We start from the raw sequence: 26,816 nt of genomic DNA on the forward strand, positions 1-26,816 counted from the left end.
AAGTAAATGATAAAAAAAGATGACTATTATTTTTCCTTCACCCATCTTCGGTCCTATACATTCCCGCCGTCTGGGTGTTTCTTTGGGAATTAACTTATTACCGGGTGACGGTAAGGTCTGTTCATTCGACTGCATCTACTGTGAATGTGGTTTCAATGCCGATCATCGTGCAAAGAAGCCTCTCCCAACCCGTGAAGAAGTCCGTGCGGCTCTTGAAGAAAAACTGAAAGATATGCAGGCGAACGGTCCTGCCCCTGATGTGCTGACGTTTGCCGGAAACGGTGAACCGACTGCTCATCCCTATTTCCCGGAAATTATAGAAGATACGCTTGCGCTTCGCGATCAGTATTTCCCGAAAGCGAAAGTAAGTGTATTGAGCAACTCTACGTTTATAGACCGTTCTGCTGTATTCGAAGCACTGAACAAGATAGATAATAATATATTGAAACTGGATACAGTGGATGAAGAATATATTCATTTATTAGATCGTCCTAATGGAAAATATTCCGTTAAGAAGATCATCGGAAAGATGAAAGAGTTCAAAGGAAACTGCATTGTGCAAACGATGTTTCTGAAAGGAGGTTATCAGGGAAAGGACATGGATAATACATCTGATAAATATGTGCTTCCCTGGATAGAAGCAGTGAAGGAAATCGCTCCCCGTCAAGTGATGATTTATACGATTGACCGGGAAACACCCGACCATGACTTACAGAAAGCTACGCATGAAGAATTAGACCGTATTGTAGCTTTACTGGAGAAAGAAGGGATTTCGGCAACAGCTTCTTATTAGTTTTTTCATAAAATGCCGCCTCTTTTTGTTGAGGCGGCACAAATACATAAATATAAGTATAATAGAAGAATCTTATCCTCCTTTCTTCACATAATCTTTCGGCAGTATCCCGAATTGCTTTTGGAAGCAACGGGCAAAATACGAAGGATTATTGAATCCGACAATGAAACAAACCTCATTAATCCGGTATTCTCCTTCACGCAGAAGTTCTCCGGCCGTTTTGAGCCGTATCAACCGGATATAATCATTAGGTGGCATTCCGGTCAATCCTTTCAACTTGCGTTGCAGATTAGAACGGCTGATTGCCATTTCTTCCGCCATCTTGTCGATGGTAAATTCTTCATTGGTGAAATTCCGGGTAATAATTTCATTAATCGTGGTAAGCCATTTCACATCCGTTTTATTCATTAATGTCTGGTCGTATGACATATTCGGCACGGTTGTGAAGTGATTGAACAGCATACGCCTGTTTTCCAGCAGATTATTGATAGTGGCTTTCATATGACTTAGGGAGAAAGGTTTTTCTATGTAAGCATCTGCTCCATAGTCGAGACCTGCAATTTTCGAATCGATGCTGTCGAGTGCCGAAAGTAAGATAAACGGGATATGGCAAAGCATATTGTCGGAACGGATGGCTTTTAATAATTCGAATCCGTCCATATGCGGCATGACGATATCACTGATAATAAGGTCTACTGTCGTTGTTTCCAGACATTCCAATGCTTCCTTGCCATTGGTCGCTGTGTGGATGGTATAGGCATTTCCCAGATTCTTAGCCAGAAATTCCAGCATATCCGTCGTATCTTCCACAACGAGCAGAGAGTAACTGCCGGATTCGGCTTCTTCTTCCGGAGCGGGACCTTCATCGGGCATAGAAGTGACGGCGTGGGTTGCCGGAATACTTTTCTCTAAATAAGGGATTTCCACACACACTTCGCAACCTTCGGCATAATTAGGGTTAATAAAAACTTTCCCGTTATGTTTTTCGACTAATAGTTTGACAAGGCTTAGCCCGATACCTACTCCCGATCCGTTATTGCCGGCATTTCCCACCTGATAAAAGGGTTCGAACACCTTGCTGCATTCATCTTGCGGAATTCCCGGCCCGTCATCGCGTACACAGATGGAAAGAGTACGTCCTTCGGCGGACAAATGCTCGTCCAGAATCACCATAATACGGCTGCGGGCATATTTCATGGCATTCGTCAACAGGTTACTGACGACTTTCGTCAGTGCTTCCTGATCTACATTATATTGCAGATGTTCTTTCGGAAGAGAGACACTGAAGGATATTCCGGTCAGCGAGATGGCCCGGAAGCGGTCGATGATTTCCTCGGTCATCCGGTTGATATTTACCTCATTGAATGAAAGCGCATATCCTTCCTTATCCACTTTGCGGAAGTCGAGCAATTGTTTGATAAGTTCCATCAGGCGGTTGGTGTTTTTCCGTATCACCGACAGGTTACTTTCTACTTCACTGTTCCATTCATGTGTTTCCAAAATAGCTTCCAGCGGAGCTTTGATAAGGCTTACCGGAGTCTTGATTTCATGCGCAACCTGTGTAAAGAACGTTATCTTTGACTGGAACAATTCCTGATTCTTGATTTGTTCCATCTCTTTCATCTTCCTTAATTTCACGGCTTGTTGCTTACGCAGATAAAGCCTTACCAGAAAATAAGTGAAGCCACATGCAATTAGTAAATAGAAAATCTTGGCGTAGATCGTCTTCCAGGGTGGAGGAAGAACTTCAATATGCAGACAGCAGTCGTCATTGCTCCAATATTCATCGTTGTTGCTGGATTTCACACGGAACGTATATTCACCCGGAGGCAGGTTGAGAAAGGATACATTATGTTTATCCGTGTATATCCATTCCTTGTGGATGCCGTCCAGTTTGTAGGCATATAAATTCTTGCTGGGAGCCACATAACTTAGACTTTCAAATGTGATGTCGAACGAAACTACCTGATAAGGAATGGTAACCTGTCCGCTAAGGGCAGGAATGCGTTTGCTAAGGCTCACCTTATCATCGGGACTGTGCATATACACTGCCGAAATAGATGCCGTGGGCTTTACCTTATTGATCGATAATTTGAACGGATAGAAACTGTTGAATCCGTTCACCCCACCGAAATAAAATTTCCCGTCACGGGCTTGCATGGAAGAACGGAAGTTGAACTGGTTGCTTTGCAATCCGTCCTCAATGGTATAAAGTTGTGCCCGCTTGTTTTGCGGCTCATAACGGATCAGTCCCCTGTTGGAAGAAAGCCAATAGTTACCCGATTGATCGTCCAGTATGCCGTAAATGATATTGTTCGGCAGATTCTCTTTGGTAGAGAAATTTTCAAAATGGTCCTCCTGATAGTGATAACGGCAGATGCCGCCTCCCTCGGTACAAAACCATAGATTCTGTTTATGGTCGATATACACACGGATAACCCAGTTGCTACAGGGAGAAGCAGGGTCAGCCGGATCGTTACGGTAGTTGTGCAGCTTACCGGTCTGGCGATTATAACGCCAGATGCCGTCCCTTTTACTTGCCAGCCATAAGTCCCCATACTGGTCTTCCACCATATCGTAGATAAAGATATGACTTAAAGGCTCCAGTGTCCGGAACGAATCACTGTCCGCATCATATCGGCAGAATCCGGACAGAGTGCCCAGATAAATACTGCCATCTTTCGTTTGATAAATGGAGTAGATATGATCGTTAGGAATGGAATGCGGGTTAGTACGGTTGTGGCGATAGTTCTTTGTTTTTCCCGTTTGGATATCCAGGATATATAACCCCCGTGAGAAACTGCCGATCCACAGCTTTCCTTCGTTGTAGAGCAGCGCATGGATATTGTGATAACCGATATTGGGATTATTGCTTCTCAATAGATGATTCTTAAACTTCTTCGTGCGGGGATCAAAGAGATTCAATCCGCCGTCTTCGGTAGCAATCCAGATGTTGCCGTCGGGATCTTCGCAAAACTGGCTGATAACATTTCCCGAAAGAGAATTCTCCGTACCGTTGGGATAATACCACTCGATATCCTTATGCTTGGGAGACAGGTAACTTACTCCACTGAAATATGTCCCGATCCAGATTCCCCCTTCCCTGTCCTGATAACAGGCATAGATACTTTCTTTGCTTTGTTCATCGTCGGTCGGCAGACACTCTCCTGTGGTGGTGTTGAATGTGTAAAGTCCGTCATCGGAGCCGAGATAGAAAGAGTTGGCTGTCCGTTGAAACAGGGTGCGGATGCGTGGGATGGTGAGTGTGTCCCCTTCTCCGAAGTAATAGCGGAATTGCCCTGTCTCCTTATTGAAACGTGCCAGTCCTCCGTACCATGTACCCGCCCATAGCACTCCCTGCGAACTTTCCATCAAAGAAATAATTTCGTTGCAGGCAGGACGTCCGAAAGAAGTCTCTTCGGATATATACCCTGTGAAGTTGTCCGTGCGCTGGTTGTATTTCGCAAGGCCATTCCGCGTGCCTATCCAGATTGTCCCGAACGAATCATTGCAGACCACCCACACATGGTTGTCCGGCAATGAGTGGGGGTCGGAGAGAGAATGTAGATACTGCTTCAATGTTCCCCTTTTCTCGTTGTAGACAAACAATCCGCTGGCTGTTCCGATCCATAGCTGTCCGGAGTTGTCATAAGCCATCCCGAAGACACTGTTGACTGTCACTCCATCTTCTGTCCGGCGGTCGAATACGGAAAATTTCTCTTCCCGCGAGTCGAATAAATACAGTTTTTCCGTGCTTGCCACCCAAATCAGATTGTTATCCGGATGTCGGCAGATGGTTACTATATTCATATAACTGTTTCCGCCGTTTTCTGACGAATGTCCGTAGTTGGTAAACTCGATGCCGTTGAAACGATTCAGTCCGTCCTGTGTGGCAAACCACATATATCCGATGCTATCCTGAAGGATGCTCCGGACACAATTGCCCGATAGCCCCGATCTAACGTCATATTTCTTGTAGATATTGGCGAAGACCAGAGAGACCGATGCCAGCAGTATGCATATGGATAAGACGGACCGTTTCATAATTTCCTTTCTTTGTTATCAGGTTCGGTTCATTTATATGCTGTTTACAGGAGATATAGATCCAGTAAACAGGGTAACTATCCCCTCTGTAGAGGTCTCTACTTCACGTCGTCCCACGTATCTGTACGGAATGGGAAAGCACTCAATCCGAAAGTATTACGCAGGGTGATATTTCCTACATAATTACGGAAGGCATAGCGCACGGCAACCGGTTGGGCAACTTCTTCACTCCACACTTCTACCGTGTTGGTGCGTCCTATAATCTTTGCCTTTGCCGGATAGAACTTCTTGTCGGCTCCCGCTATCTCGAATCCCTCCAGTTCAGAGAAAGTGGGGAACAGTCCGGCAGGAGCGTTATTGAATGTCACTATGGCCTTGTTGCCGGAATAGTCTACTTTGGTCATCACCGGACCGGTAGATGGCAGCCTGCGCACACCGTAAGTTTTGGTTAGTGCAAGTGTAGCCAGGCGGAGGCCCACTACTTCTTTCTGGGATGGGTGGATGCAGAATTCGTCACCGATATCGGTGGTCGGTATGATGCCGGAGTTGGGAATTGTTTTCAAGGCTTCCATTTGTGCCTCCCGCAATAAGGCGGCACCTGTGTCACGGCTGTCTTTATATTGGTGAGGGGCAATCTGTACGTAATAGAAAGGCATATCAGGAGCTTCCCATACATTTCTCCATAGCTGCACCATAGCAGTCATCATCGGGGCATAGAACTGGTAGTTGGATATATTCGATTCTCCCTGATACCAGAGGAAGCCGCGTGCCGTGAAGTTCTTTACAGGCCATAGCATGGTGTCGTACAGTCCCGATAACCGCTGTGACATACTTAATTTAGGATTGCCGGCTGCTTTCACGTTCATACCTTCAACGGAAGCCAATGTTTTCTCGTCCATCCATGCTTCGATTCGTGAACCGCCCCAGCTGTTGATAACCAGTCCTACGGGGATATGAAGGCTTTCAGTCAGTTGGCGGGCGAAGAAATAACCTGCGGCACTGCAATCAATGGTTGTTTCAGGAGCGGGAACTTCCCATTTCCTGTCTTCGAAGTCTGCCCGCTGTTTCTCGTCTTTTGTTCTCGGGACAGTGATAAAACGGATTCTGTCGCGGTAATTGCTTGTGTTCAGAAGCGTTTCAAGCGAGTTGTCAATGGGCTGTGCGGCATTTCCCATCATGCGCATTTCCATATTCGACTGTCCGGAGCAGATCCACACCTCCCCTATCAGTATATCCGAGAGAGTGACCGGAGTTCCGTCGCTGATTGTAATAGAATAAGGTGTATATCCTCCTTTGGGAGTATCTACTTTCACCAGCCAGGCCCCGTCTTTGTCGGTAGATGCCTGATAAGTCCGGTTGTTCCATGAAGTAGTGACGGTTACTTTTTTGCCGTCTGCCCAACCCCATAATTTAACGGAGCTGTTCTGTTGAAGCACCATGTGATCTCCCATCATTGCGGGGAGTTTTACTTTGCCTTGTGCAAGCGGTAGGAATAAAAGTGATAAAATCAGAAGTAGAAATTGTTTTTTCATACTGTTTTTTATTAGATATTCGACGAATAGTTATTAGGTATCGGGCAAAAATACAATCTATTTTTAAATATGGAATAAGAATAGCTGGTCATTTTCTGATAAAAGCTAGTCGAAATCTTAAAAGCTGGTTTTTCCTTTTCATTCTCGGCCGAATTTTCTTAATTAGTGGCATCAATCGCCTAAACAGTATTATTAGGTTGGTTAAATATCCCATTTCTTTGCACTGTGAGTATTTAACAACCTAATTGTTTCATTAAATCTAATCAAATGGAAAAGAAGCATTATCTATTATTTTTATTGGCTTCGCTCTTTTTACTGACAGATGTGGTGTGGGCACAGACATCTGCTACAGTAAGTGGAGTAGTGATCGATGAGAATGGAGAAACCCTGCCGGGTGTTTCCGTCGTCGAAGTAGGTACAACGAACGGTGTCTTGACAGATTTGAACGGGCACTACACCTTAAAAACAACTTCTGCCAAACCTTCTGTTTCTTTCAGTTACATTGGTTATCAAACCACCACGCTTCCCCTGAACGGACGCACGAAACTCGACGTCCGGATGAAGGTGGAAACGAAAGTACTGGATGAAGTAGTGGTAGTGGGTTACGGTGTGCAGAAGAAAGTGAACCTGACCGGTTCCGTGACTTCCATCAACTTTGCCGACCAGACGGAGGGACGTCCCATCATGAGCGTTTCTTCTGCCCTTTCGGGACTCGCTGCCGGTATGAACGTGACGCAGGCTTCGGGACAACCCGGATCGGACGGCGCCACCATCCGCGTGCGTGGTAACGGTACGTTTAATACCAACTCCCCATTGGTACTGGTAGACGGTATTGAATGGAGCATGGACAACGTGAACCCCAACGACATTGAAAGCATCTCCGTACTGAAAGACGCTGCCTCAACAGCTATTTACGGTACGCGTGCCGCTAACGGAGTGATCCTCATCACCACCAAAAGCGGAAAAGGTAAACCGCAAATCTCCTATTCTTATTCGGGAGTCGTGCAGATGCCTTACAACAACCTCTCTTTCGTAAGCGACTACGCCCGCTATATGGGACTGGTCAACGAGGCTTGCGAAAATGTGAATACCAAAGGCATTTTCTCGCAGGAAAGCATTGATCGCTGGAGGGCGGCTTCTGCCGATCCGAACGGACTGAACGAATACGGAGTGCCCAATTACGTGGCCTATCCGAACACAGACTGGTTCGACGAAGTATTCGACACCGGATATTCGCAGGAACACAACCTCTCTGTCTCCGGCAGCTCGGAGAAAGTGAAGTATATGCTCTCTTTGGGCTATCTCGACAATCAGGGAGTCATGAACCGCTGGAACCTCGATTCAAGTACGCAGAAAATCAATTTCCGTACCAATCTGGAAGCCAAGATTGTGAAATGGATGACCGTTGGTACCCGCCTTTACGGACAAAAGCAAGATTACGGGATGGCAAACATCAGCAATGGATTCAAGTATCTCTACCAGACTACTCCGGGTGTATATCCGGGCGAACCGAACTACTGGGGACGTCCCGCACTGGCAAGTGAAGAATCTTCCAATGCCAATAATATCTTCGGGCAGATGGCGGGAGCTACCGGTTTCAATACCGTATGGCGTCTCAACGCTTCAGTCTACGGAATTATCACTCCTTATAAAGGCCTCAACATCGAAGGTACATTCAACTATTCGCCAACATTTACCGACAAGTCTTCCTATAGCCGCCAGAATGGTTATTGGGACTACGTGACCGACCAACGTGTCAGCGAAAGCGCACTGGAGAACGCTTCCATTACCAATACAAGCGCGCGCACCTGGCGTCAGAGTGCCGAAATACTGGTACGCTATCATACCACCATCAAGAAAGACCACGATCTGGGTGCATTACTCGGATATTCCGCACAGGAATATTACAGCAAGAGCTTTGCCGTTTCCCGTAAAGGAGCTACTGACTGGACACTGAACGAATTGAGCACCTATGAAACGCTCGTCAGCTCTTCCAGCTCGGCACCTGCCAAATGGGGACTGCTCTCCTATTTCGGCCGTGTCAACTACGGATATAAAGGACGCTACCTCTTCGAAGCCAACCTCCGTGCCGATGCCTCTTCCCGTTTCGGTGTGAACCAGCGTTGGGGATATTTCCCCTCGTTCTCCGGTGGATGGCGTATCTCGGAAGAATCGTTCATGCAGGGAGCATCCGACTATCTCTCTAACCTGAAACTGCGTGTTTCGTGGGGAAAGACAGGTAACAACTCTACGGGCAACTACGACTGGCAGGCAAACTATGCCACAGGCAATGTCGTAATCGACGGTGAAGGAACCAAAGGACTGGTACGTAAAAAACTAAGCAACGACAAACTGCATTGGGAAAGTACCGCAACAACCGACATCGGACTGGACTTCGGTTTCTTCAACAACCGCCTGACGGGTGAAATAGACTACTACAATAAATATACTTCAGACATTCTCTACCATCCCGAACTCTATCTCTCGATGGGTGTTGTTGGCTCTGCTCCCGAAAATCTGGGTGAAGTGCGCAACCGCGGTGTAGAATTTACCCTGAACTGGAACGACCGTATCGGAAAAGACTTTGAATACCGGGTAGGCATGAACTTCTCTTTCAATGCCAATAAGGTAATGAAATTCAAGGGCGATCTCCGGAAATACTGGACGTATGATGCACAGGGAAACAAAGTCAGCTATGTCAACAACTTCAGTGATGTGTCCGAATCCGGATTCGGAGGATACATCTGTGAAGGTCGCCAACTGGGTGAAACCTATATGTATAAGGTGTACAGAGGTTCCGGTGAAGGCTATACCGGAGGTGCGGTGGACGTCCATGCCGGACCGAAGGACGGAATGATACGTACAAAGGAAGACATGGTATGGGTACAGGCCATGATTGACTCCGGTTATTCATTCGGAGGAATGAAGACGATTGCCAAAGACCAGCTTTGGTATGGTGACATTCTCTATGCCGACAGCAATGGGGATATGAACTATGGTGATACGAACGACAGGGATTTCTCCGGTCATACCAGTGTGCCGAAATTCAACCTGGGCTTCAACTGTGCTTTCTCTTACAAGAATATTGATTTCTCCATGTTGTGGTCGGGAGCTTTCGGACATTACCTCAACTGGAATACGGATTACTACAACTCCACGCTCGTGAGTCACGGATATGGCATTATCGAACATATTGCCGACAATCATTATTTCTTCGATCCTTCCAATCCGGACGATTCGCGCACCAACCAGTCGGGCAAATACCCCCGTCTGACGTATGGAACTACGTATAATAACAGAATCCAGAGTGATTGGAATGAATATAAGGCCGACTATTTCAAGTTGAAGAATATCCAGATAGGCTATACATTGCCGCAGAGGATTTCCAGTAAGTTCTTTGTAAGCAAGCTCCGTGCTTTCGTGTCGATGGATAACATCCTGACGATTACCAGTTACCCGGGACTTGATCCGGAAATAGGAACTGAAATCGGCTACCCATTGATGCGTCAGATCTCTTTTGGCGGACAGATTACCTTTTAATGATGTAGAACTAAAAAACAGAATCTGATATGAAAAAGATATTAATGATTTTAACGATGGCTCTGGCTGCTACCTCCTGCATGGATATTCTCGATGTAGCCCCGGAAGACCAGATCGCAAGTGAAAACATGTGGACTACGGAGGAGCTTGCCGACAAGGGAATGGCAGGACTCTACTATCCGTTCTATGCCACACAACTCTCGTCTACCCAGCTCCGGCGTGCCGACGGTTTGAACCGCCAGGGAATCGAAGCCATGAGCTTCGCCACCGATTATTATTCCAACAACTATCCGGTGGAACTGCTTTCGCTGGCTACCAAACCTGCCAATGACTTTCAGGTGTGGTATGAATGGAAGTTCTGTTACACCATCATCCATGCGTGTAACGATGCGATTGCCAATCTGCATAAAGCGGATATGGCTGCCGGCAAACTGGCGCGTTATCAATGCGAAGCCCGTTTCCTCCGTGCGTGGGCTTACAATCGGCTGAATATGCTTTATCAGGGTGTTCCCGTTTATCTGGAACCCATCAATAATGAAGACTGTACGCGTGGTCAATCTTCGGTAGATGAAGTCTGGCAAGTGATTCTGGACGATTTGACGTATTGTATCAATAATCCCGATTTCCCCCATAACACGCTGAACGAAAACTACGGACGCCCCTCCAAGGGAGCTGCTTATGCGCTTCGTGGCATGGTGTATATGTGGAAGAAGCAATACAAGGAAGCAGGCAACGATTTCAAAGAAGTGGAAACCTGCGGCTACGGCTTGTGGACAGGCGAATATGCCGACTTCTTCAAATATGAAAACGAGAAAGACAAAGAAATGATTTTCTCGCTCCAGTTTAGCGAAGAAACCGGTTACTGTGACAACATTCAGCAAATGACCGGTGCGCGTGATACGTATGACGGATGGACGGAAATAAAACCTTCCGCAGACTTTGTAGACTATTATAAGAATGCCGACGGATCGGACTTCAAATATTCGGAAGTAGACGGTTTGGAAGATTGGGACTTATTGACTCCGCAACAACGTGAAATCTTCTTCTGCCGTGACGGGTTGGAATCCATGTCCTCACAAAAGAATGCCCTTATCAAACGCGTAGGTGAAGATATTTATCAGAAATATTACCTGAACAGTGGTAACGAAGCCCGCATTAAAAAGGCGTATGACAACCGCGATCCACGTTTGCAACAGACAGTCGTTACCCCTTATATCCCGGTAGATTGCTACAAGCCTAACTATGCCGGAGATGCCAACCAAATCGGTAAACAACTCCGCTGGCCGTTGAAGGAACAAGGCACGAATGGCGGAGACTTCTGGCTCGATAAACGTACTTCCGCTTTCTACTGCTATCGTAAATACAATGAGTTTGAGAAAGGCCGCTTGATTAGCCGGAGCCGTTGTCATACCGACTGGCCGTTGATTCGCTATACCGATGTATTGTTACAGTATGCGGAAGCATTGGCACAGACCGACCAGATAGGAGAAGCCATCCGCTTGGTGAATAAAGTACGTACCCGCGCCCACATGCCTGTGTTGACAGAGGGCGGAAGCGGTCCGTGCGCAGTGAACGGAAAAGAAGACATGCTCGAAAGAGTGCGCTATGAACGTCGCGTGGAATTCTGTCTGGAAGGAATCAACTTCTTCGACGAAGTACGTTGGGGAACCTATAAAGAAACCAAATTCCAGGGGAAAGACGTGAATGGCGGCAAGTCCTGGTGGGGCGATATGGTAGAGTATAACTGGTATTACACCGAATCTATGTGGCCGTGGACTGCTCCTATCTCTGAAACGCAGAAGAACCCGAACCTGACTAAACGAAGCGGTTGGGCGTATTAATCATAAAGATTTGAATAAGGATGAAGAAAATACTTTTACTATTACTCATTTTTGTATTCGGTTGTACAGGTGCGTTTGCACAACAGTTTGATTATGGCAAGATAGCGCCTCATCCCCGTCTGTTATTGCCGGAGGGCGGAGAAGAAGCTATTAAGAAAGCTATTGCGGAGTATCCCCCGTTGGCAGCAGTTCACCAACGGATTATGGAACTTTGCGACCGGACACTTACGGAACCACCTGTGGAACGTATCAAGGAGGGCAAACGCCTGTTGGCGATTTCGCGCATCGCATTGAAGCGTATCTATTACCTCTCATACGCTTACCGTATGACGGGAGATAAGAAATACGCTCACCGTGCGGAACAGGAGATGCTCGCTGTCAGCCGTTTCACGGACTGGAACCCTACTCATTTCCTGGATGTAGGCGAGATGGTAATGGCATTGGCTATCGGTTACGACTGGCTCTATGATTCTTTGCAGCCCGACACCCGCCGGGTGGTGCGTGAGGCAATCATCGAAAAAGGATTTGATGCGGCAAAGAATACCCGTCATGCCTGGTTCTACACTGCCAAGAATAACTGGAATTCCGTATGTAATAGTGGATTGGCGTATGGTGCACTGGCTCTTTTCGAAGAGATTCCGGAGATCTCGAAAGGTATTATCGAGAAATGCATGGAGACAAATCCGAAAGCGATGGTAGGCTATGGTCCTGATGGAGGTTATCCCGAAGGATTCGGATATTGGGGGTACGGGACGAGTTTTCAGGTAATGCTCATTGCTGCGCTCGAAAGTGCTTTCGGCACAGACAATGGGCTCTCCCAAGCCCCCGGATTTAAGGAGTCTGCCCGTTTCATGCAGTATATGACGGCTCCGAGTGGAGACTGCTTCTGTTTCTCGGATTCTCCGGTGGAGGCGGAATGTAACATGATGATGTTCTGGTTTGCAGGCAAGGAGAAAGACCTTTCCCTGTTGTGGATTGAACGTCAGTATCTCGACCGCCCGGATATGCAGTTTGCCGAAGACCGTTTACTACCCAGCCTGATGGTGTTCTGTTCACAGCTCGACCTGAACCGGATCGGAAAGCCGAAGAAAAACTTCTGGTTTAACCGCGGAGATACGCCTGTGTTTATCTACCGTGGCGGATGGGACAGTAAGAAAGACACCTATCTGGGAGTGAAAGGAGGTTCGCCCTCTACCTCTCATGCACACATGGATGCCGGGTCGTTTATCTTCGAGAGAGACGGAGTGCGTTGGGCGATGGACTTGGGGATGCAGAGTTATATCACACTCGAAAGTAAGGGAGTGGACCTGTGGAATATGTCGCAGAACGGACAACGCTGGGAAGTATTCCGGCTAAGCAATATCGCTCACAATACGTTAACGATTAACGGAGAACGCCATTTGGTAGAGAGCAATGCCCCGATTACCCGTACTTTCGAGTCGAAGAAACAGAAAGGGGCGGAAGTAGACCTGTCGAGTGTGTTTGCCAACAGTGTGAAGAAAGCTGTCCGCACCGTGATATTGGACAGGAAAGACCATCTGGAGGTAATAGACCGGTTGGAGACGGGCGATAAGGAAGCTACTGTATCCTGGATGATGGTCACCCCGGCAGAAGCCAAGATTACGGGCAAGAACCGCATAGAATTGACTAAAGACGGACAACGGATGCTCCTGACAGCAGATACCGGTACGGAAGTAGAAATGAAAATCTGGTCCAACGTGCCCCCGCATGAGTATGATTTCCGCAATCCGGGAACCATCCGCGTTGGCTTTGAAACGGTGATTCCTGCCAATCGTGCCTCGCAACTGAAAGTACGACTTATTCCTTTGAAGTAATACAAATAAATTCATTGAACCATGAAAACGATTCTTTTTAAAACAATCATCATAGCTTTCTTCGTAGGAACAGCCGTAAGTTGTTCTGATGAGGATGAGAACAGATTCCGTCCGGGATCTACCCATGAGAAACCGAATCCTACGGAGCCGGAGGGTGGACTGGATTATTCCAGACTGACTGCGGATAACCATCCTCGTCTGTTGATGAACGCCGAGGCTTTCACTGCATTGAAAGCCAAAGTGGATGCAAATACGAGTGCCAATCTGACCTTGCTGCATAACACCATTATGGGAGTGTGCAACAGCAAAGGGATGAATGCAACGGCACTGACTTATAAACTGGATGCTAGCAACAAACGTATTCTCGACGTTTCCCGTGATGCTCTATTGCGTATTTTCACCTGTGCTTATGCCTACCGGATGACTGGCGATGCCAAATACCTGACTAAAGCGGAAACCGATATCAATGCTGTATGCAACTTTCCCGACTGGAACTCGAAACGTCATTTTCTCGATGTGGGCGAAATGGCTACGGCCGTTGCTTTCGGCTACGACTGGCTCTATAACGAACTAAGCGCCTCCACCCGTACGAAAGCAGCCAACGCATTGCTGAAGTTTGCTTTCCAACAGGCACAGAACAAGAACTGGAACCTGAACTTCTATGAAGCTACCAACAACTGGAACCAGGTTTGTAATGGCGGACTGGTCTGTGCGGCACTGGCTTCTTATGAAAACAATCCTTCCGAAGCAAAGGACATGATTGAAAAGGCTTTAGAATCCAATAAACCTGCATTGGAAGTGATGTACTCTCCCGACGGCAACTATCCGGAGGGCAGCGGTTACTGGTGTTATGGCACACTTTATCAGGTGTTGATGCTTGCCGCCCTCAACAGTACGCTTGGCACGGATAACGGACTTTCCGATACACCGGGATTCTCCAAAACGGCAGAATATATGTTGTATATGACAGGGCTGAACAGCAAGTTCTTTAATTATTCGGACTGTGCTCCCTCTTCTACCGCAGCACTTGCTTCGTGGTGGTTTGCCGATAAATACAGTAACCCGTCATTGCTCTATAATGAACTGAAAATGCTGAAGAACGGTGAATATGCTTCCTGTGCCGAAAACCGCTTACTGCCAATGATTATGGCTTTCGCCAATAATCTGAATCTGGATGCGATCTCCGCCCCTTCCAATAAGCTATGGAGTGGAAAAGGGGAAACACCCGTCGTGATGGTGCATACCGACTGGACATACACGGATACGGATAAATACCTCGGTATCAAAGGCGGCAAGGCCGGTTCTAGTCATGGACACATGGATGCCGGTTCATTTGTATACGATGCGTATGGAGTGCGTTGGTCGATGGATTTCGGTCTGCAAAGTTATACAACTCTTGAGTCGGTACTGGCCGGTTTGGGTGGTAATCTTTGGGATATGGGACAGAATTCGATGCGTTGGGATGTATTCCGCCTGAATAATCTCAATCATAGCACGATCTCAATCAATGATGCCCGTCACCGGGTGGACGGTGCGGCTACCCTGACCACTACCATCAACACTGCTACGGAATTGGGAGCCACTTTCGATCTGACAGAAGTAGTGTCCGATCAGGCTGCATCCGCTACCCGTACCGTGAAAATCGTGAACGATAAAGATTTAGTAGTCATGGATGAGATAAGGGCAAGAACGGATAAATCCGCCAAAGTGCGCTGGTGTATGGTGACCCCTGCCGTCCCGACGGTGGAAAGTAACCGCATCGTGTTGACTAACGGAAGCAAAGTGATGTATCTCACAGCCAGCGGAACCGTGAAGCCTACCTACAAAACATGGAGTACTACCAGTGAAAACTCTTATGACCAGGCTAATCCGGGTACTTATATGGTCGGCTTTGAAGCAACGGTCACAGCCAACCAGACTGCCACATTTACTACAACCCTGTCCCCCAAATAAAATGAATTGAACGTATGAGAATCTTATTATTATCTATACTAGGACTTCTAACATTGGCATCCTGCTCCAGGCAGGAGCCGATGGAGGCGCTGATTGACCGTGTGTTTACCGTTGCAGAGCAACAATACACGAATATGGATACCCGCCTGACGGAAAAGACACTTCCCCGCACGCTCTCTGCCGAGGGTGAGTTTGTCCCTTCGAATATCTATTGGTGGTGCAGCGGGTTCTATCCCGGCTCCCTCTGGTATATCTATGAATATACCCGGAACGATGCCGTGAAGGCGCTGGCCGAGAAGAATACGCTGAAACTCGACTCTATACAGTACGTGACCAGAGATCACGATGTAGGTTTCCAGTTGAACTGCAGTTATGGGAATGCTTTCCGGCTGACGGGCAATGAGGCTTATAAACAGGTGCTCTATCAGGGAGCCAAATCCCTGTCAACCCGCTTCCAACCTACTGCCGGTGTAATCCGTAGCTGGGACTTTGTGCGCAAAGGTTGTGACTGGAAGTTTCCGGTGATTATTGACAATATGATGAATCTTGAATTGCTGTTATCCATGTCGAAAGCCTATGCCGATGATTCTTTGCAGAACATAGCCTGCACACATGCCAACACCACTATCCTGAATCATTTCCGCGATGATTACTCTACGTATCATTTGGTAGATTACGATCCTGAAACCGGAGAAGTGCGCGGCAAGCAGACTGTGCAGGGTTTCTCGGACAATTCTTCTTGGAGCCGCGGACAGGCATGGGCCTTGTATAGCTATACGATGATGTTCCGCCTGACGGGTTATCAGAATTATCTGTTGCAAGCCGGACATATTGCCGATATGCTGCTCCGCCGTCTGCCTGCCGACGGTATTCCTTACTGGGACTTTGACGCTCCGGTGGAAGAACACTCCTATCGGGATGCTTCTGCTGCCGCTATCATGGCCTCTGCTTTTATCGAGCTAAGCCGCTATATCCCCGGAACGGAAGCCAAGGAATCTTATCTTGCCATGGCGGAAAAGCAACTCCGCACGCTTGCCTCGAAAGAGTATCTGGCCGAACCGGATACGAACGGGAACTTCCTCCTGAAGCATAGCGTAGGCGCACTTCCAGATAAAAGCGAAGTAGATGTCCCCCTGACGTATGCCGATTATTACTTTTTAGAAGCATTGCTACGGTATAAGAATCTACAAAAATAAAACTAATACAATATGATTATGAAGAACTTACATATAAGCATGGCATTTATCTTCGTATTACTGCTGATAACTGCCTCCTGTTCGGACAAGGATGATTCGGCTCCACGTATCATCCCCACCATGAACCTGACAGTTTCGGAGATTGCAGACAATACGGCTCTGATTACTTCCGAACAGCAAACAGGTACTACATTCGGAGCGAAAGTCATTGATTTCTATCCGGTGGCCGACATCGGCTTTGACTATAACATTGAAGTGAAGCTGGTGAAATTCGTAGAAGAAAACGGAGAACCGGTATCTCTGCCCTATACCCGTAAAGTCACCGAAGGATTGCGTCCGGGAGTGAATTATATCAGTGCTATCATTGCCTATAATGCCGAGGGGCGTGCTGTGTGTTCCGCTTTTCAGACTTGGAAAGCGGCAGGAACAGAAGGCGCATGGAGTGATGGCGGTTCTGCCGGTGATCTGGAAGAGAATGAATGGTAAACGAGGATGTAACCTAAAAGAATGAATGGTATGAAAAATAAATTATATGCAATAGGTGTAACGATTCTGATGATGACAAGTTGCACACAGGACGAGCTTATTTCGTCCGATAACGGCCGGGAACCGGTAACGGAAGGTTCATGTCTGACGCTGGTCGGACTCTCGTCTCCGCAGACGCGTGTTTCTATCGGTGATAAAACAGGCGATGTTTATCCGGTGCTTTGGAGTGAGGGGGATGCCTTGGGAGTTTTCTCCCGTACGGCAGGGACTGATATTCACAATGTGCAGTCTTTATTAAGTGATGAATCGATCGGGCAGAATTCCGGTGTCTTTACTTCAGACGATGTGAAGATGGCGGAAGCAGGAGCTACAGAACTTCTTATCTATTACCCTTACCGGGCAAGTACGGAACTGGCCGAAGACGGGAACAAGATTACTTCTTCCTTGTCTGTAGAGCAGGAGCAAAGTCGTCCGGGTGATAGTCATCATATTGGGAAGTATGGGTTTGCATTTGCCAAGGCAACAGTCAGCGGTCCGGATATGCTTGCCAAATTTACGTTGAGTCATGCGATGGCTTATGTGAAGTTCAGCATCTCGTCGCAGGAACTTTCTACGTACAGGCTAAAGAGTGTTTCCCTGTACGACAAGGAGACGAAAACGCCTCTTTCCGGTACGTTTACCGCGAATCTGGATACGGACGAGTTGACATACGGTACGGATGTCAAGCCGTATGCCACTGTTTCACTGGCTACTCCCGAGTTGCTGGCTTCCGCACAGGATCTATATCTGACTACGTATCCTGCTGATTTAAGCGGCAAAGAGGTGTATATTGTGGTCACTCTGGAGAATGACCGGCAGACGGTTACGATTCCTATTCTAAAGGAAGGAAAGCAGCTGAAAGCCAATGCAGTCAATACGATTGCTATTAATAACTTGAAACTTTCGGATAATTCCTGTGAATGGTATGAGCCTGTAGAGACACGTCTGCTGGCAGGCGGATGGGCTTATGGCGAATCCAACTGTCTGATGACGAATATTTCGGCCAGTGGTGTGAGCAATACGATTAGTGTGAAGGCACGTGGTAACTTCATGGAAGTGGAAGAACCTAAGTATGCAAAGACTATTCTCGGGTGCGATTTGAATGTTAATCATAAGATGATTGCTGTGAATGGTTCTACTACGGACATCACTCCCGTTGGCGGTGATTACAATATTACGATCAATACCTATAAGGTAAGTGGAGGTTATGACGGCGGTTGCGGTCAGGTGGCTATCTATGGAGAGGATCAGACTACTGTTATCTGGAGTTTTATTATCTGGATGACCCCTACTCCGGCAGAACACCCTTATGGTAATACAGGATATGTAGTGTTGGATCGTAATTTGGGTACTTACATGACATGCGAAGGAGACAACTGGAAGCAAAACGGTGTTTACTTCCAGTGGGGACGTCCTACGCCGGTGGGCTGGCCGGGAACCGTGGGTACTAACATACCTACTCAAGCCACCAATGTCCGCTTCTCTATCGAAAATCCTCGTGCATTGCTTTATACCAATGAAGTGGAGAATACAAAATCCGACTGGTATCTGGGTGCATGGACCGGTGCACGTACCGACCGTAAGGATGACTTCTGGGGTAATCCGAACGAATCGAGCACTTATCTCAATCCTTCTGACGGTCATAAATCTATTTATGATCCTTGTCCGAAAGGGTATCGGGTAGTGTCTCCCCGTGTATTGGATGAGATAGAGCAGAAAGGTGAATTTGTGAAACAGAGCGCAACTGCGGTATTTAAATATTGCTATGATGGTACAAACTATGCTTATTGGCCGTTAGCAGGTTGTAAGTGGGGATCTAATGGTGGAAATAATGGTAATAATACAGGGCTGGATGCTAGCAAGGGTGCTGCTTGCTATTGGTCCAACTCATCGGCAAGTAGTTATGGAAATGATAAGGATCAGGGAGCTACTTCCTTGTATTATAAAGTTTCCGATAAGACGTGGACTCACTCTTCCGGTCGTTCTCATGCATTCTCTGTACGGTGTATGAAAGATACCGAGAATCGTTAGGCTTATGGGGCTGTATGAGGAAATAGAGTTTTCCATCTCTGTTCCATTTTTAAGATTCAGAAGAAAACCGGAATAAGATAAAAGGACCTAATAGAAGAAAAAGTGCATATTCAGTTGCAAGAATATGCGCTTTTTCTTTTTATATTGCATTTATTTCCTTGAAATATGCAATATATGGTGTCACTAAACCATCGGTTTGGTGTAATCAAAGCTTCGGTTTGTTTAAAACAAACGCTCTCTTTGGTATAAACAAACCGTCGGTTCCTTTTAAAGGAAGCGAAACTGGGTTTTGGGAGAGCAGAATTAGAGCTGGTTGGTCTTTCTTTTCTGTTGGTTTGTAAATAGCAATCTGATATGTGTCTGACGATATAGTGACTTTTTATACTTTTGAAAGGTCTGCTTTACTGCAATTTGTCTAGCAATAATAGGTGTTTGGTGCCGCTTGTGAATTGTGCTGTTTTAAATTGCAGGCGTTTTTTCTGATTCAGAAGAGAGGAGCTCGAATTATGAGGCACAGAATAGATAAAATATGCGTTTCTTCATATTGATTCCGTCTGTCTCCTGCATACGATTTATTGAATGCTCATCTTCATATAAACGATGGTATCTTTGCCATGAGCAAAGGTTTGTTTACTACTTGTGAGACTTAAATAAATGACATCATACTCTTTCTGTTTTTAATTTAAAGAAAGAAGGGCTGCCGGAGAAGTGATTCTATAGCAGCCCGTTTTGTTGTAAATTGTTTTTGTGTAATACGTCTTTTACGCTTTCAGTAGCTCATTTATTTTACAAGGCTCTTCGCCCTCTCCAACGCTACATTGATATTCGGACAGATATTCTCTTTTCCAAGCAGTTCGTAGAATCCGGCTTTTTCCAGTACGTTATGCACGTTCTCGTTTACTCCGGAAAGGATAACGGTGGTTTTTTCCTTCTGTGACATCTCGCAGAGGGTGGTCAGATTATGAATACCTGTGGAGTCGATGAACGGAACCTTACGCATACGGATAATACGTACTTTCGGACGGTCTCCCAGTTGAGCCATGGTTTCTTCAAATTTGGTAGCGATACCGAAGAAGTAAGGACCATTGATTTCGTATACCTCTATGCCTTTGGGAATCATCAGGTTTTCTTCGTGTACGGTAATATCCGATTCTTTATTAGGGTCAATCTCGTCGGTAATCACCGAGATTTCGGTAGTCTCCATGACACGCTTCATGAAGAGGACGCAGGCAATCACCAATCCTACCTCGATAGCGACAGTCAAGTCGAAGATTACGGTCAGGAAGAAAGTAATCAGCAATACGGTGACATCTGATTTCGGGTTCTTCAATAAAGCTCTGAACACACGCCATCCGCTCATGTTATAAGATACGATGACCAGTACCCCGGCAAGGCACGCCATCGGGATATATTGTGCGAGGGGCATCAGGAAGAGCAGAATCAGAAGCAGTATCACTGCATGGATAATTCCGGCTATCGGTGTTTTACCTCCGTTGTTGATATTCGTCATGGTACGGGCAATGGCTCCGGTAGCGGGAATACCTCCGAACAGGGGGGCTATGATATTGGCTGCTCCCTGGGCGATCAGTTCTGTATTGGAATCGTGGCGGTCGCCTATCACACCGTCGGCTACAGTGGCGGACAGCAGGGATTCGATGGCTCCCAGTACGGCGATGGTGATGGCTACCGGAAACAATTCTCTGATAGCTTCCCAATTCAGTGCAGGCACAGTGGCATCAGGCAATTCCGATTTGATGGTGAAACGGTCGCCGATGGTCTGGATGCAGTCGATTCCACCGAAAGTTTTCATCAGATAAACGGCTACTGTGACAACGATGATGGCAATCAGTGAGCCGGGAATTTTCTTTGAGAATTTCGGAGTGATGGCGATGATGATAATGCTGGCAAAACTTACGATGGTATTCCACCAGTTGATAGTATCGAAATGACGGAAATAGATCATCCACTTCCCGACGAAGTCCCCCGGCACTTTCTCGTCTCCGAAAGACAGACCGAAAATATCGGCGATCTGGGTCGTGAAAATAGTGACAGCAATACCGCTGGTAAAACCGACGATGATAGGATAAGGGATGAACTTGATAACCGCTCCGAGCTTGAACACTCCTAATAAAATAAGGAGTACACCTGCCATGAGTGTGGCTACAATCAGTCCGGCTTCGCCGTATTGCTGGATGATGCCGTAGATAATGACGATAAATGCTCCTGTCGGGCCACCGATCTGGACTTTGCTTCCTCCCAACAGGGAAATGATAAATCCGGCAATGATAGCGGTAATAATACCTTTTTCGGGCGATACCCCCGAAGCAATACCGAAGGCAATGGCTAATGGCAACGCAACGATCCCTACGATGATACCTGCCATCAAGTCGGCCATGAACGTTTCTTTTGAGTAATTCTTTAAACAAGAAACCAGTTTGGGTTTAAATTCAAATAGCTTCATTATTATTAGTTGTTATGTATATATTCAGCCCTTTTGTAAAGTAGAGGTTGCAAAATTATATAAAATAATCGAAAGAAGTGTGTTTTTCAACATACTATTTATTTGTTGATAGGTTTTATCGATGAGCTGATAGTTATTATTAATTGAAGAAAAGGTGGTTTGTTATGAACAAATCGCGTATATTTGTGTTATAAATGGTACGACAAGTTACGTATGGTAATCAACCAATTTAAAATAGATTAGAATTATGGCTAAGAGTATTAAAGGAACTCAAACAGAGAAGAATCTGTTGACTTCATTCGCTGGAGAATCACAGGCAAGAATGCGTTACACTTATTTTGCAAGTGTGGCAAAGAAAGAAGGTTACGAACAAATCGCTGCCATTTTCACAGAAACAGCTGATCAGGAAAAAGAGCATGCAAAACGTATGTTCAAGTTCCTCGAAGGCGGTATGGTAGAAATCACTGCCAGCTATCCGGCTGGTGTAATCGGTAATACGCTTGAGAATCTTCGCGCTGCAGCAGCGGGTGAACATGAAGAATGGTCACTGGATTATCCTCACTTTGCTGATGTGGCAGAACAGGAAGGTTTCCCGATGATTGCTGCTATGTACCGCAATATCTCCATCGCTGAAAAAGGTCACGAAGAAAGATACCTTGCTTTCGTGAACAACATCGAAAATATGACTGTATTCGCTAAAGAAGGCGAAGTGGTATGGCAATGCCGTAACTGCGGTTATATTACTGTAGGTAAGGAAGCTCCTGAAGTTTGCCCGGCATGTCTGCATCCGCAGGCTTATTTCGAGGTGAAGAAGGAAAACTATTAATCTGCGGATTGATTAAATAAAAAGGCTTTCCGAAAAAAGTACTATTTGCTATCATTTTGCTCTGTCATCCTGTTTGTGGAAGAATTCGCGCTTTATATTAAAGAAGAGATGCTTCACAATATTTTGACCATGCTTTGAACAAAGTTAATGACAGATTGATAGGATTTATTTATTTTTCGGATAGCCTTTTTTATATTATCTATTGATTCCGGTAATCCTTTGGAGATACACCGTATTGCTTTAAAAATTCTCGATAGAAATAAGATTTATTAGAGAATCCACATCTGAACATAATCTCGGATACAGTCAATTTAGTTGTCCTTAGTAGTTTGGCTGCATATTCCAGTCTGATGCCTCGTACAAACTCACTCGGAGTTTTATCTATTATTTCTTTGAACTTCCGATATAAAGTAGCTTTACTCACTCCTACGAACTCGGCAATAGAAGAAGGGCTTAATAACTCATCATCTATATTCTTTTTTATGAAATCTGTTACATTCTGTATTAACTCTTCGTCTTCTGGATGAAGCACAATCCCGTCTTTTACTTTCACAGAAGACATGCTGGAATTGAAGTAGTCCTTTAAAAGCATCTGCCTCGACAGCAAATTCTCTATTGCGGATATAACCTGCCTTGGGTGAAATGGTTTGACGATATAAGCATCTGCACCATGATTAAAGGCATTAATTTGGTCTTCTACGGAAGCTTTTGCCGATATTCCTATAATTGGAATATAGCTTGTTTTCAAATCGGATTTCAACTTATGAATTAGACTTAAACCGTCCATATTGGGCATGACAATATCACTTATAATAATATCAGGATGATTGTGTTCTATCTCTTTCAAAGCCTCCATCCCGTCTTTTGCTTCATGTATCACATAATTGGAGAGGACATCTTTCAGTAGGTCCCTGATGTTCTTTTCATCTTCCACTATCAGTATGACAGTGTCTTTGCGAGGAGATAAGTCGTCCTGCTCGTTTTTTTCTTTCTGCAACGAATCCTTTTCATCTGTTACAACAAGTGAATGATCGGATGGTAAAGGAGGAATTACAACTGAAAATTCTACATTTTTTCCTAGCTCACTGTTTACGCTTATCTGCCCACCTAATAATTCAACCAGGCTCTTTGTTAGATTTAAACCTATGCCATTACTTACAGAGTTACCCAATTTAGGAGTATCAAATATCTTATACTTATCAAATATCTCTGCCATCTGTTGCTCTGTTAACCCCTTACCTGAATTTCTTACAATCAGATATAAGGTTTTATCAGGTTCATTCTGTGATATTTCAACGTGAATATATCCATAACGAGGAGTATATTTGAAAGCATTCGATAGCAGATTGAATATAATTTTCTCCAAAGCATTGCGGTCGGAATATATCTCTGACGTATCATGCGTCTCTACCTTGAAGTCTATTTTATTCTCTTTTAGTATATCCACATAATTATTGGAAGCATATTCCATTAATGTTTTCACGTTCACACTTTCAGGATGCAAATTCATATTGCCCGATTTAGTTTTACGGAACTCCATTAACTCACTAATCAGCTTCTGCATCCTTTCGGCATTATTCTTTATTATTTGAAGATACTTCTTTGTGTTATTATCTAGCCCATTCTGTTCCAATAAGTGTTGTGCAGGTGTATAAATCAAAGTCAGTGGAGTAAAGAACTCATGTGCCACATTAGTGAAAAAGTTTAGCCGGGATTCATATATCTTCTGTTCATGCCGTTTCTCTATCTGGGCTATAAGAATCTGACGGCTTAACCGTATACGGTTTTTGATAACAGACTTTGTAATATAGAAGATAATAACGCATAATATGGTATAAATAATCAATGCCGGGACACTAAGCCACCACGGATAACCTACTTTTATGGTTAAGTGATAAATGTTATCTCCCCATACTTTGTCTCCATTCGTGCTCTTCACTTCAAATTGATATTCACCCGGAGGAAGTTGGGTAAAAATAATATTCGGATTATTACCCATTTCCACCCAATCAACCGAATGGTTCTTCAAGCGGTAAGCATATTCACAGTTTTCATTGTTAATAAAGTCTTTGGCTATGAAATTGAAAGTCATGAATCTTTCTTCGTAGCTAAGTTTCAACACTCCTTTTTTGATTCGTTCATTAATATCCTGCACCGTATTATATATCTTCAAACTACTTAATATAAGTGGAGGATTAAACTTGCGCAAATGTATATTTTGAGGATTGAAATAACTAAACCCGCTTACTCCTCCAAAATATAAGAAATTACGTTTATCCTTGAAGAAAGCTCCATCAGAGAATTCATCATTCTGCAATCCATCATTCAAAGTATAATTATCTATTTTATTGCTTCTTATATTCAAGCTGGACAACCCCTGGTTGGTACTGATCCATATATTTCCTTCATGATCTTTTAATATTCCGTGAATCGTTTTATTATTCAATTTCTCGTCGGCATATTGTATCAGATGAAAATCATTCTCCTCCTTTTTCAATTCGTTCAGTCCATAACTTGTCCCTATCCATATACCGGTATCATCGCGCAGTAAACACAATACATCATTATTGGTGAGTAAAATCCGACTGTCTATATCCTCCAATGATTTTATGCCGTTATTTTTGATATTAATACAGTTTAAGCCTCCGCCACGTGTGCCAAACCATAACATATTGTCTTTCGGGTCGGATGTAATGGCATAAACAACATCGTTATTCAATGAGATATTCTTATCTGACGAGTTATATTGCCGGAATCCTTTAACGTGGTAGCGACCTTGTTCTCTGGAAATATTTATTTTGATTAAGCCATACCCTGATGTACCGATCCATAAAAGAGAATCATTATTCGTAAAATAAATGTTGTATACAGCCTTGAAGGGCGGGTATTTATCAGGTATCTCTAGTTTTTCCAATCGTCCTGTAGCTGCATTCAATATATTAATTCCGGTTCCTTCCGTTCCGATAAAAATATCATTGGCTTTATTTCTTTTCAATGCATAGACGGAATTGGATATCAATCCTTTACTCTCATTCAGATAATCTGCCAACTCTTTAGTTTCAGGATTCAACAGCTTTATTCCGCTTCCTTTTGTGCCTATCAGAATATTACCATCTTCATCCTCACAAAAACATCTCACAGGGTGGTTAGTGTGAATGGTTTCAAACAAAGAATCATAATGATAAAGCTGAATTAGTCCTTGTCCGTCCGTACCTATCCACAATATATTCTGGCTGCCGGAATAAAGAGTGAAAACTGACAACTGGTTGGAAAGTTCGTTCAGATAGGTAAAAGTATTCTTTCTTAAATCATAATTAATACAGCCACCTTCTATAAAGCTGACGAACATATTATCCTCTGCTAAAATAGCTTGCGATACAGGTTTGTTACTATCCAGTTCAATGTCTTGGGAAACTGTAAAGTCGGGATTCAAAAGGAAAATCCTGTTGTCTTTATTCAAGATAAATCTGCCTTTCGACAGAAATATTTTATCCACAGGAGTATGTATGCCGACTGTGCGTAAATCATCCTGCTTTCCTCCGTTCACAAGTAGATTATAACTCAAATATACAGAGCTTCCATTATTTAAAAGAAAAAGCACATGATCAGAATCACTCACAGAATAATCCTTTACATGACTTGCAAAGTCTGTGTTAATCGGATTAAACTCATCTTCAGAATCATTATAAACAAAGAAACCAAGCCCTTTTATAAGACAGATGATATCTCCTGCCGCACTCTTTCCTAAAATAAAAGACTTTTCCTGATTAGGTACTTTATTGTCTGTTCTCAAATAATACCTTGTTATCTGACGAGTTCGTTTATCTAACCGATTAACTCCATTATCTGTTGCTATCCATAAACTACCCTTACATTCAATAATCTGTCGGATAACGTTATTACTTATAGAATTCGGATTGTTTTTGCTATATCTGAATGTTGTAATTTCTCTTCCATTATACGCATTTAGTCCATCCCATGTCCCAATCCAGATCGTGTGTTCCTCATCTTCCAAAATACAGTTTACCGAGTTATTTGTCAGTCCGTTAACATTTGATATGTGTTTTGCTACATTAAATGCATAAGACTTTATGGGAGTAACAAATGCAATAATCAGAATAAAAATTATTTGTACGTATAAGATGTTTCTCATGTAAATGAATGTTATTTATACGGTTAGGATGATAGCAAATATAAGGAATTTATTTTATTCCACGCATATTTTTATCGGTAACAGAG

At 44.7% G+C, this 26,816-nt stretch carries 13 protein-coding genes; 9 read left to right on the top strand and 4 right to left on the bottom strand.

Features of this window, described 5'->3' with window-relative positions:
• Positions 1-19 precede the first annotated feature (19 nt).
• On the top strand, positions 20-793 hold the full coding sequence (locus AAHJ11_RS08660; protein WP_217723023.1) for a radical SAM protein: 774 nt from the start codon (positions 20-22) through the stop codon (positions 791-793).
• Between the two features lie 72 nt (positions 794-865).
• On the opposite strand, the gene AAHJ11_RS08665 is transcribed toward AAHJ11_RS08660, so the two are convergent.
• The gene (locus AAHJ11_RS08665) at positions 866-4,837 is read right to left on the bottom strand and encodes a two-component regulator propeller domain-containing protein (protein ID WP_320996137.1); all 3,972 of its coding nucleotides are present in this window, start codon (positions 4,835-4,837) and stop codon (positions 866-868) included.
• A 98-nt stretch (positions 4,838-4,935) separates the two neighbouring features.
• Positions 4,936-6,369 (bottom strand): sialate O-acetylesterase, encoded by a 1,434-nt coding sequence (locus AAHJ11_RS08670; RefSeq protein ID WP_148367713.1) that lies wholly within the window; start codon positions 6,367-6,369, stop codon positions 4,936-4,938.
• A 267-nt stretch (positions 6,370-6,636) separates the two neighbouring features.
• On the opposite strand from AAHJ11_RS08670, the gene AAHJ11_RS08675 reads away from it, so the two are divergent.
• The 7 genes from AAHJ11_RS08675 to AAHJ11_RS08705 are packed head-to-tail and all read left to right on the top strand — an operon-like array spanning position 6,637 to position 19,290.
• Positions 6,637-9,909, top strand: coding sequence for a SusC/RagA family TonB-linked outer membrane protein (locus tag AAHJ11_RS08675; RefSeq protein WP_413579355.1), 3,273 nt, complete (start codon positions 6,637-6,639; stop codon positions 9,907-9,909).
• Between the two features lie 29 nt (positions 9,910-9,938).
• A complete protein-coding gene (locus tag AAHJ11_RS08680) occupies positions 9,939-11,750 on the top strand; it encodes a RagB/SusD family nutrient uptake outer membrane protein (RefSeq protein WP_413579357.1) in 1,812 nt (603 codons plus the stop codon).
• A 20-nt stretch (positions 11,751-11,770) separates the two neighbouring features.
• Positions 11,771-13,585: a heparinase II/III family protein gene (locus AAHJ11_RS08685; RefSeq protein ID WP_148367716.1), complete on the top strand. Its 1,815-nt coding sequence runs from the start codon at positions 11,771-11,773 to the stop codon at positions 13,583-13,585.
• A 21-nt stretch (positions 13,586-13,606) separates the two neighbouring features.
• Positions 13,607-15,538 carry a heparinase II/III family protein gene (locus tag AAHJ11_RS08690; RefSeq protein WP_217723031.1) on the top strand — a complete coding sequence of 644 codons (1,932 nt, stop codon included), beginning with the start codon at positions 13,607-13,609 and terminating at the stop codon, positions 15,536-15,538.
• 14 nt (positions 15,539-15,552) lie between these two features.
• A complete protein-coding gene (locus AAHJ11_RS08695; protein ID WP_117933363.1) occupies positions 15,553-16,734 on the top strand; it encodes a glycoside hydrolase family 88 protein in 1,182 nt (393 codons plus the stop codon).
• Positions 16,735-16,746: 12 nt separating this feature from the next.
• Positions 16,747-17,220, top strand: a complete 474-nt coding sequence (locus tag AAHJ11_RS08700) for a hypothetical protein (protein WP_258978899.1) — start codon at positions 16,747-16,749, stop codon at positions 17,218-17,220.
• Between the two features lie 30 nt (positions 17,221-17,250).
• Positions 17,251-19,290 carry a hypothetical protein gene (locus AAHJ11_RS08705; RefSeq protein ID WP_413579361.1) on the top strand — a complete coding sequence of 680 codons (2,040 nt, stop codon included), beginning with the start codon at positions 17,251-17,253 and terminating at the stop codon, positions 19,288-19,290.
• A gap of 781 nt (positions 19,291-20,071) precedes the next feature.
• Here AAHJ11_RS08705 and AAHJ11_RS08710 read toward each other — a convergent pair.
• Positions 20,072-21,751 carry a SulP family inorganic anion transporter gene (locus AAHJ11_RS08710; protein WP_148367720.1) on the bottom strand — a complete coding sequence of 560 codons (1,680 nt, stop codon included), beginning with the start codon at positions 21,749-21,751 and terminating at the stop codon, positions 20,072-20,074.
• Positions 21,752-21,998: 247 nt separating this feature from the next.
• Between AAHJ11_RS08710 and rbr the strand changes: the two genes are divergently transcribed.
• Positions 21,999-22,577, top strand: coding sequence for a rubrerythrin (rbr, locus tag AAHJ11_RS08715; protein ID WP_148367721.1), 579 nt, complete (start codon positions 21,999-22,001; stop codon positions 22,575-22,577).
• A 199-nt stretch (positions 22,578-22,776) separates the two neighbouring features.
• On the opposite strand, the gene AAHJ11_RS08720 is transcribed toward rbr, so the two are convergent.
• On the bottom strand, positions 22,777-26,730 hold the full coding sequence (locus AAHJ11_RS08720; RefSeq protein ID WP_413579363.1) for a two-component regulator propeller domain-containing protein: 3,954 nt from the start codon (positions 26,728-26,730) through the stop codon (positions 22,777-22,779).
• Between the last annotated feature and the right edge of the window lie 86 nt (positions 26,731-26,816).

It is taken from the genome of Bacteroides sp. 90-K9/2, from assembly GCF_047310725.1.
Lineage (GTDB): Bacteria > Bacteroidota > Bacteroidia > Bacteroidales > Bacteroidaceae > Bacteroides > Bacteroides vicugnae.

What these genes read in the sequence shown, in the direction of transcription:
- AAHJ11_RS08720 (WP_413579363.1), bottom strand. Translation starts at nt 26,730, where the DNA reads ATGAGAAACATCTTATACGTACAAATAATTTTTATTCTGATTATTGCA.
- AAHJ11_RS08710 (WP_148367720.1), bottom strand. Translation starts at nt 21,751, where the DNA reads ATGAAGCTATTTGAATTTAAACCCAAACTGGTTTCTTGTTTAAAGAAT.
- AAHJ11_RS08690 (WP_217723031.1), top strand. Translation starts at nt 13,607, where the DNA reads ATGAAAACGATTCTTTTTAAAACAATCATCATAGCTTTCTTCGTAGGA.
- rbr (WP_148367721.1), top strand. Translation starts at nt 21,999, where the DNA reads ATGGCTAAGAGTATTAAAGGAACTCAAACAGAGAAGAATCTGTTGACT.
- AAHJ11_RS08700 (WP_258978899.1), top strand. Translation starts at nt 16,747, where the DNA reads ATGATTATGAAGAACTTACATATAAGCATGGCATTTATCTTCGTATTA.
- AAHJ11_RS08685 (WP_148367716.1), top strand. Translation starts at nt 11,771, where the DNA reads ATGAAGAAAATACTTTTACTATTACTCATTTTTGTATTCGGTTGTACA.
- AAHJ11_RS08695 (WP_117933363.1), top strand. Translation starts at nt 15,553, where the DNA reads ATGAGAATCTTATTATTATCTATACTAGGACTTCTAACATTGGCATCC.
- AAHJ11_RS08675 (WP_413579355.1), top strand. Translation starts at nt 6,637, where the DNA reads ATGGAAAAGAAGCATTATCTATTATTTTTATTGGCTTCGCTCTTTTTA.
- AAHJ11_RS08680 (WP_413579357.1), top strand. Translation starts at nt 9,939, where the DNA reads ATGAAAAAGATATTAATGATTTTAACGATGGCTCTGGCTGCTACCTCC.
- AAHJ11_RS08660 (WP_217723023.1), top strand. Translation starts at nt 20, where the DNA reads ATGACTATTATTTTTCCTTCACCCATCTTCGGTCCTATACATTCCCGC.
- AAHJ11_RS08665 (WP_320996137.1), bottom strand. Translation starts at nt 4,837, where the DNA reads ATGAAACGGTCCGTCTTATCCATATGCATACTGCTGGCATCGGTCTCT.
- AAHJ11_RS08670 (WP_148367713.1), bottom strand. Translation starts at nt 6,369, where the DNA reads ATGAAAAAACAATTTCTACTTCTGATTTTATCACTTTTATTCCTACCG.
- AAHJ11_RS08705 (WP_413579361.1), top strand. Translation starts at nt 17,251, where the DNA reads ATGAAAAATAAATTATATGCAATAGGTGTAACGATTCTGATGATGACA.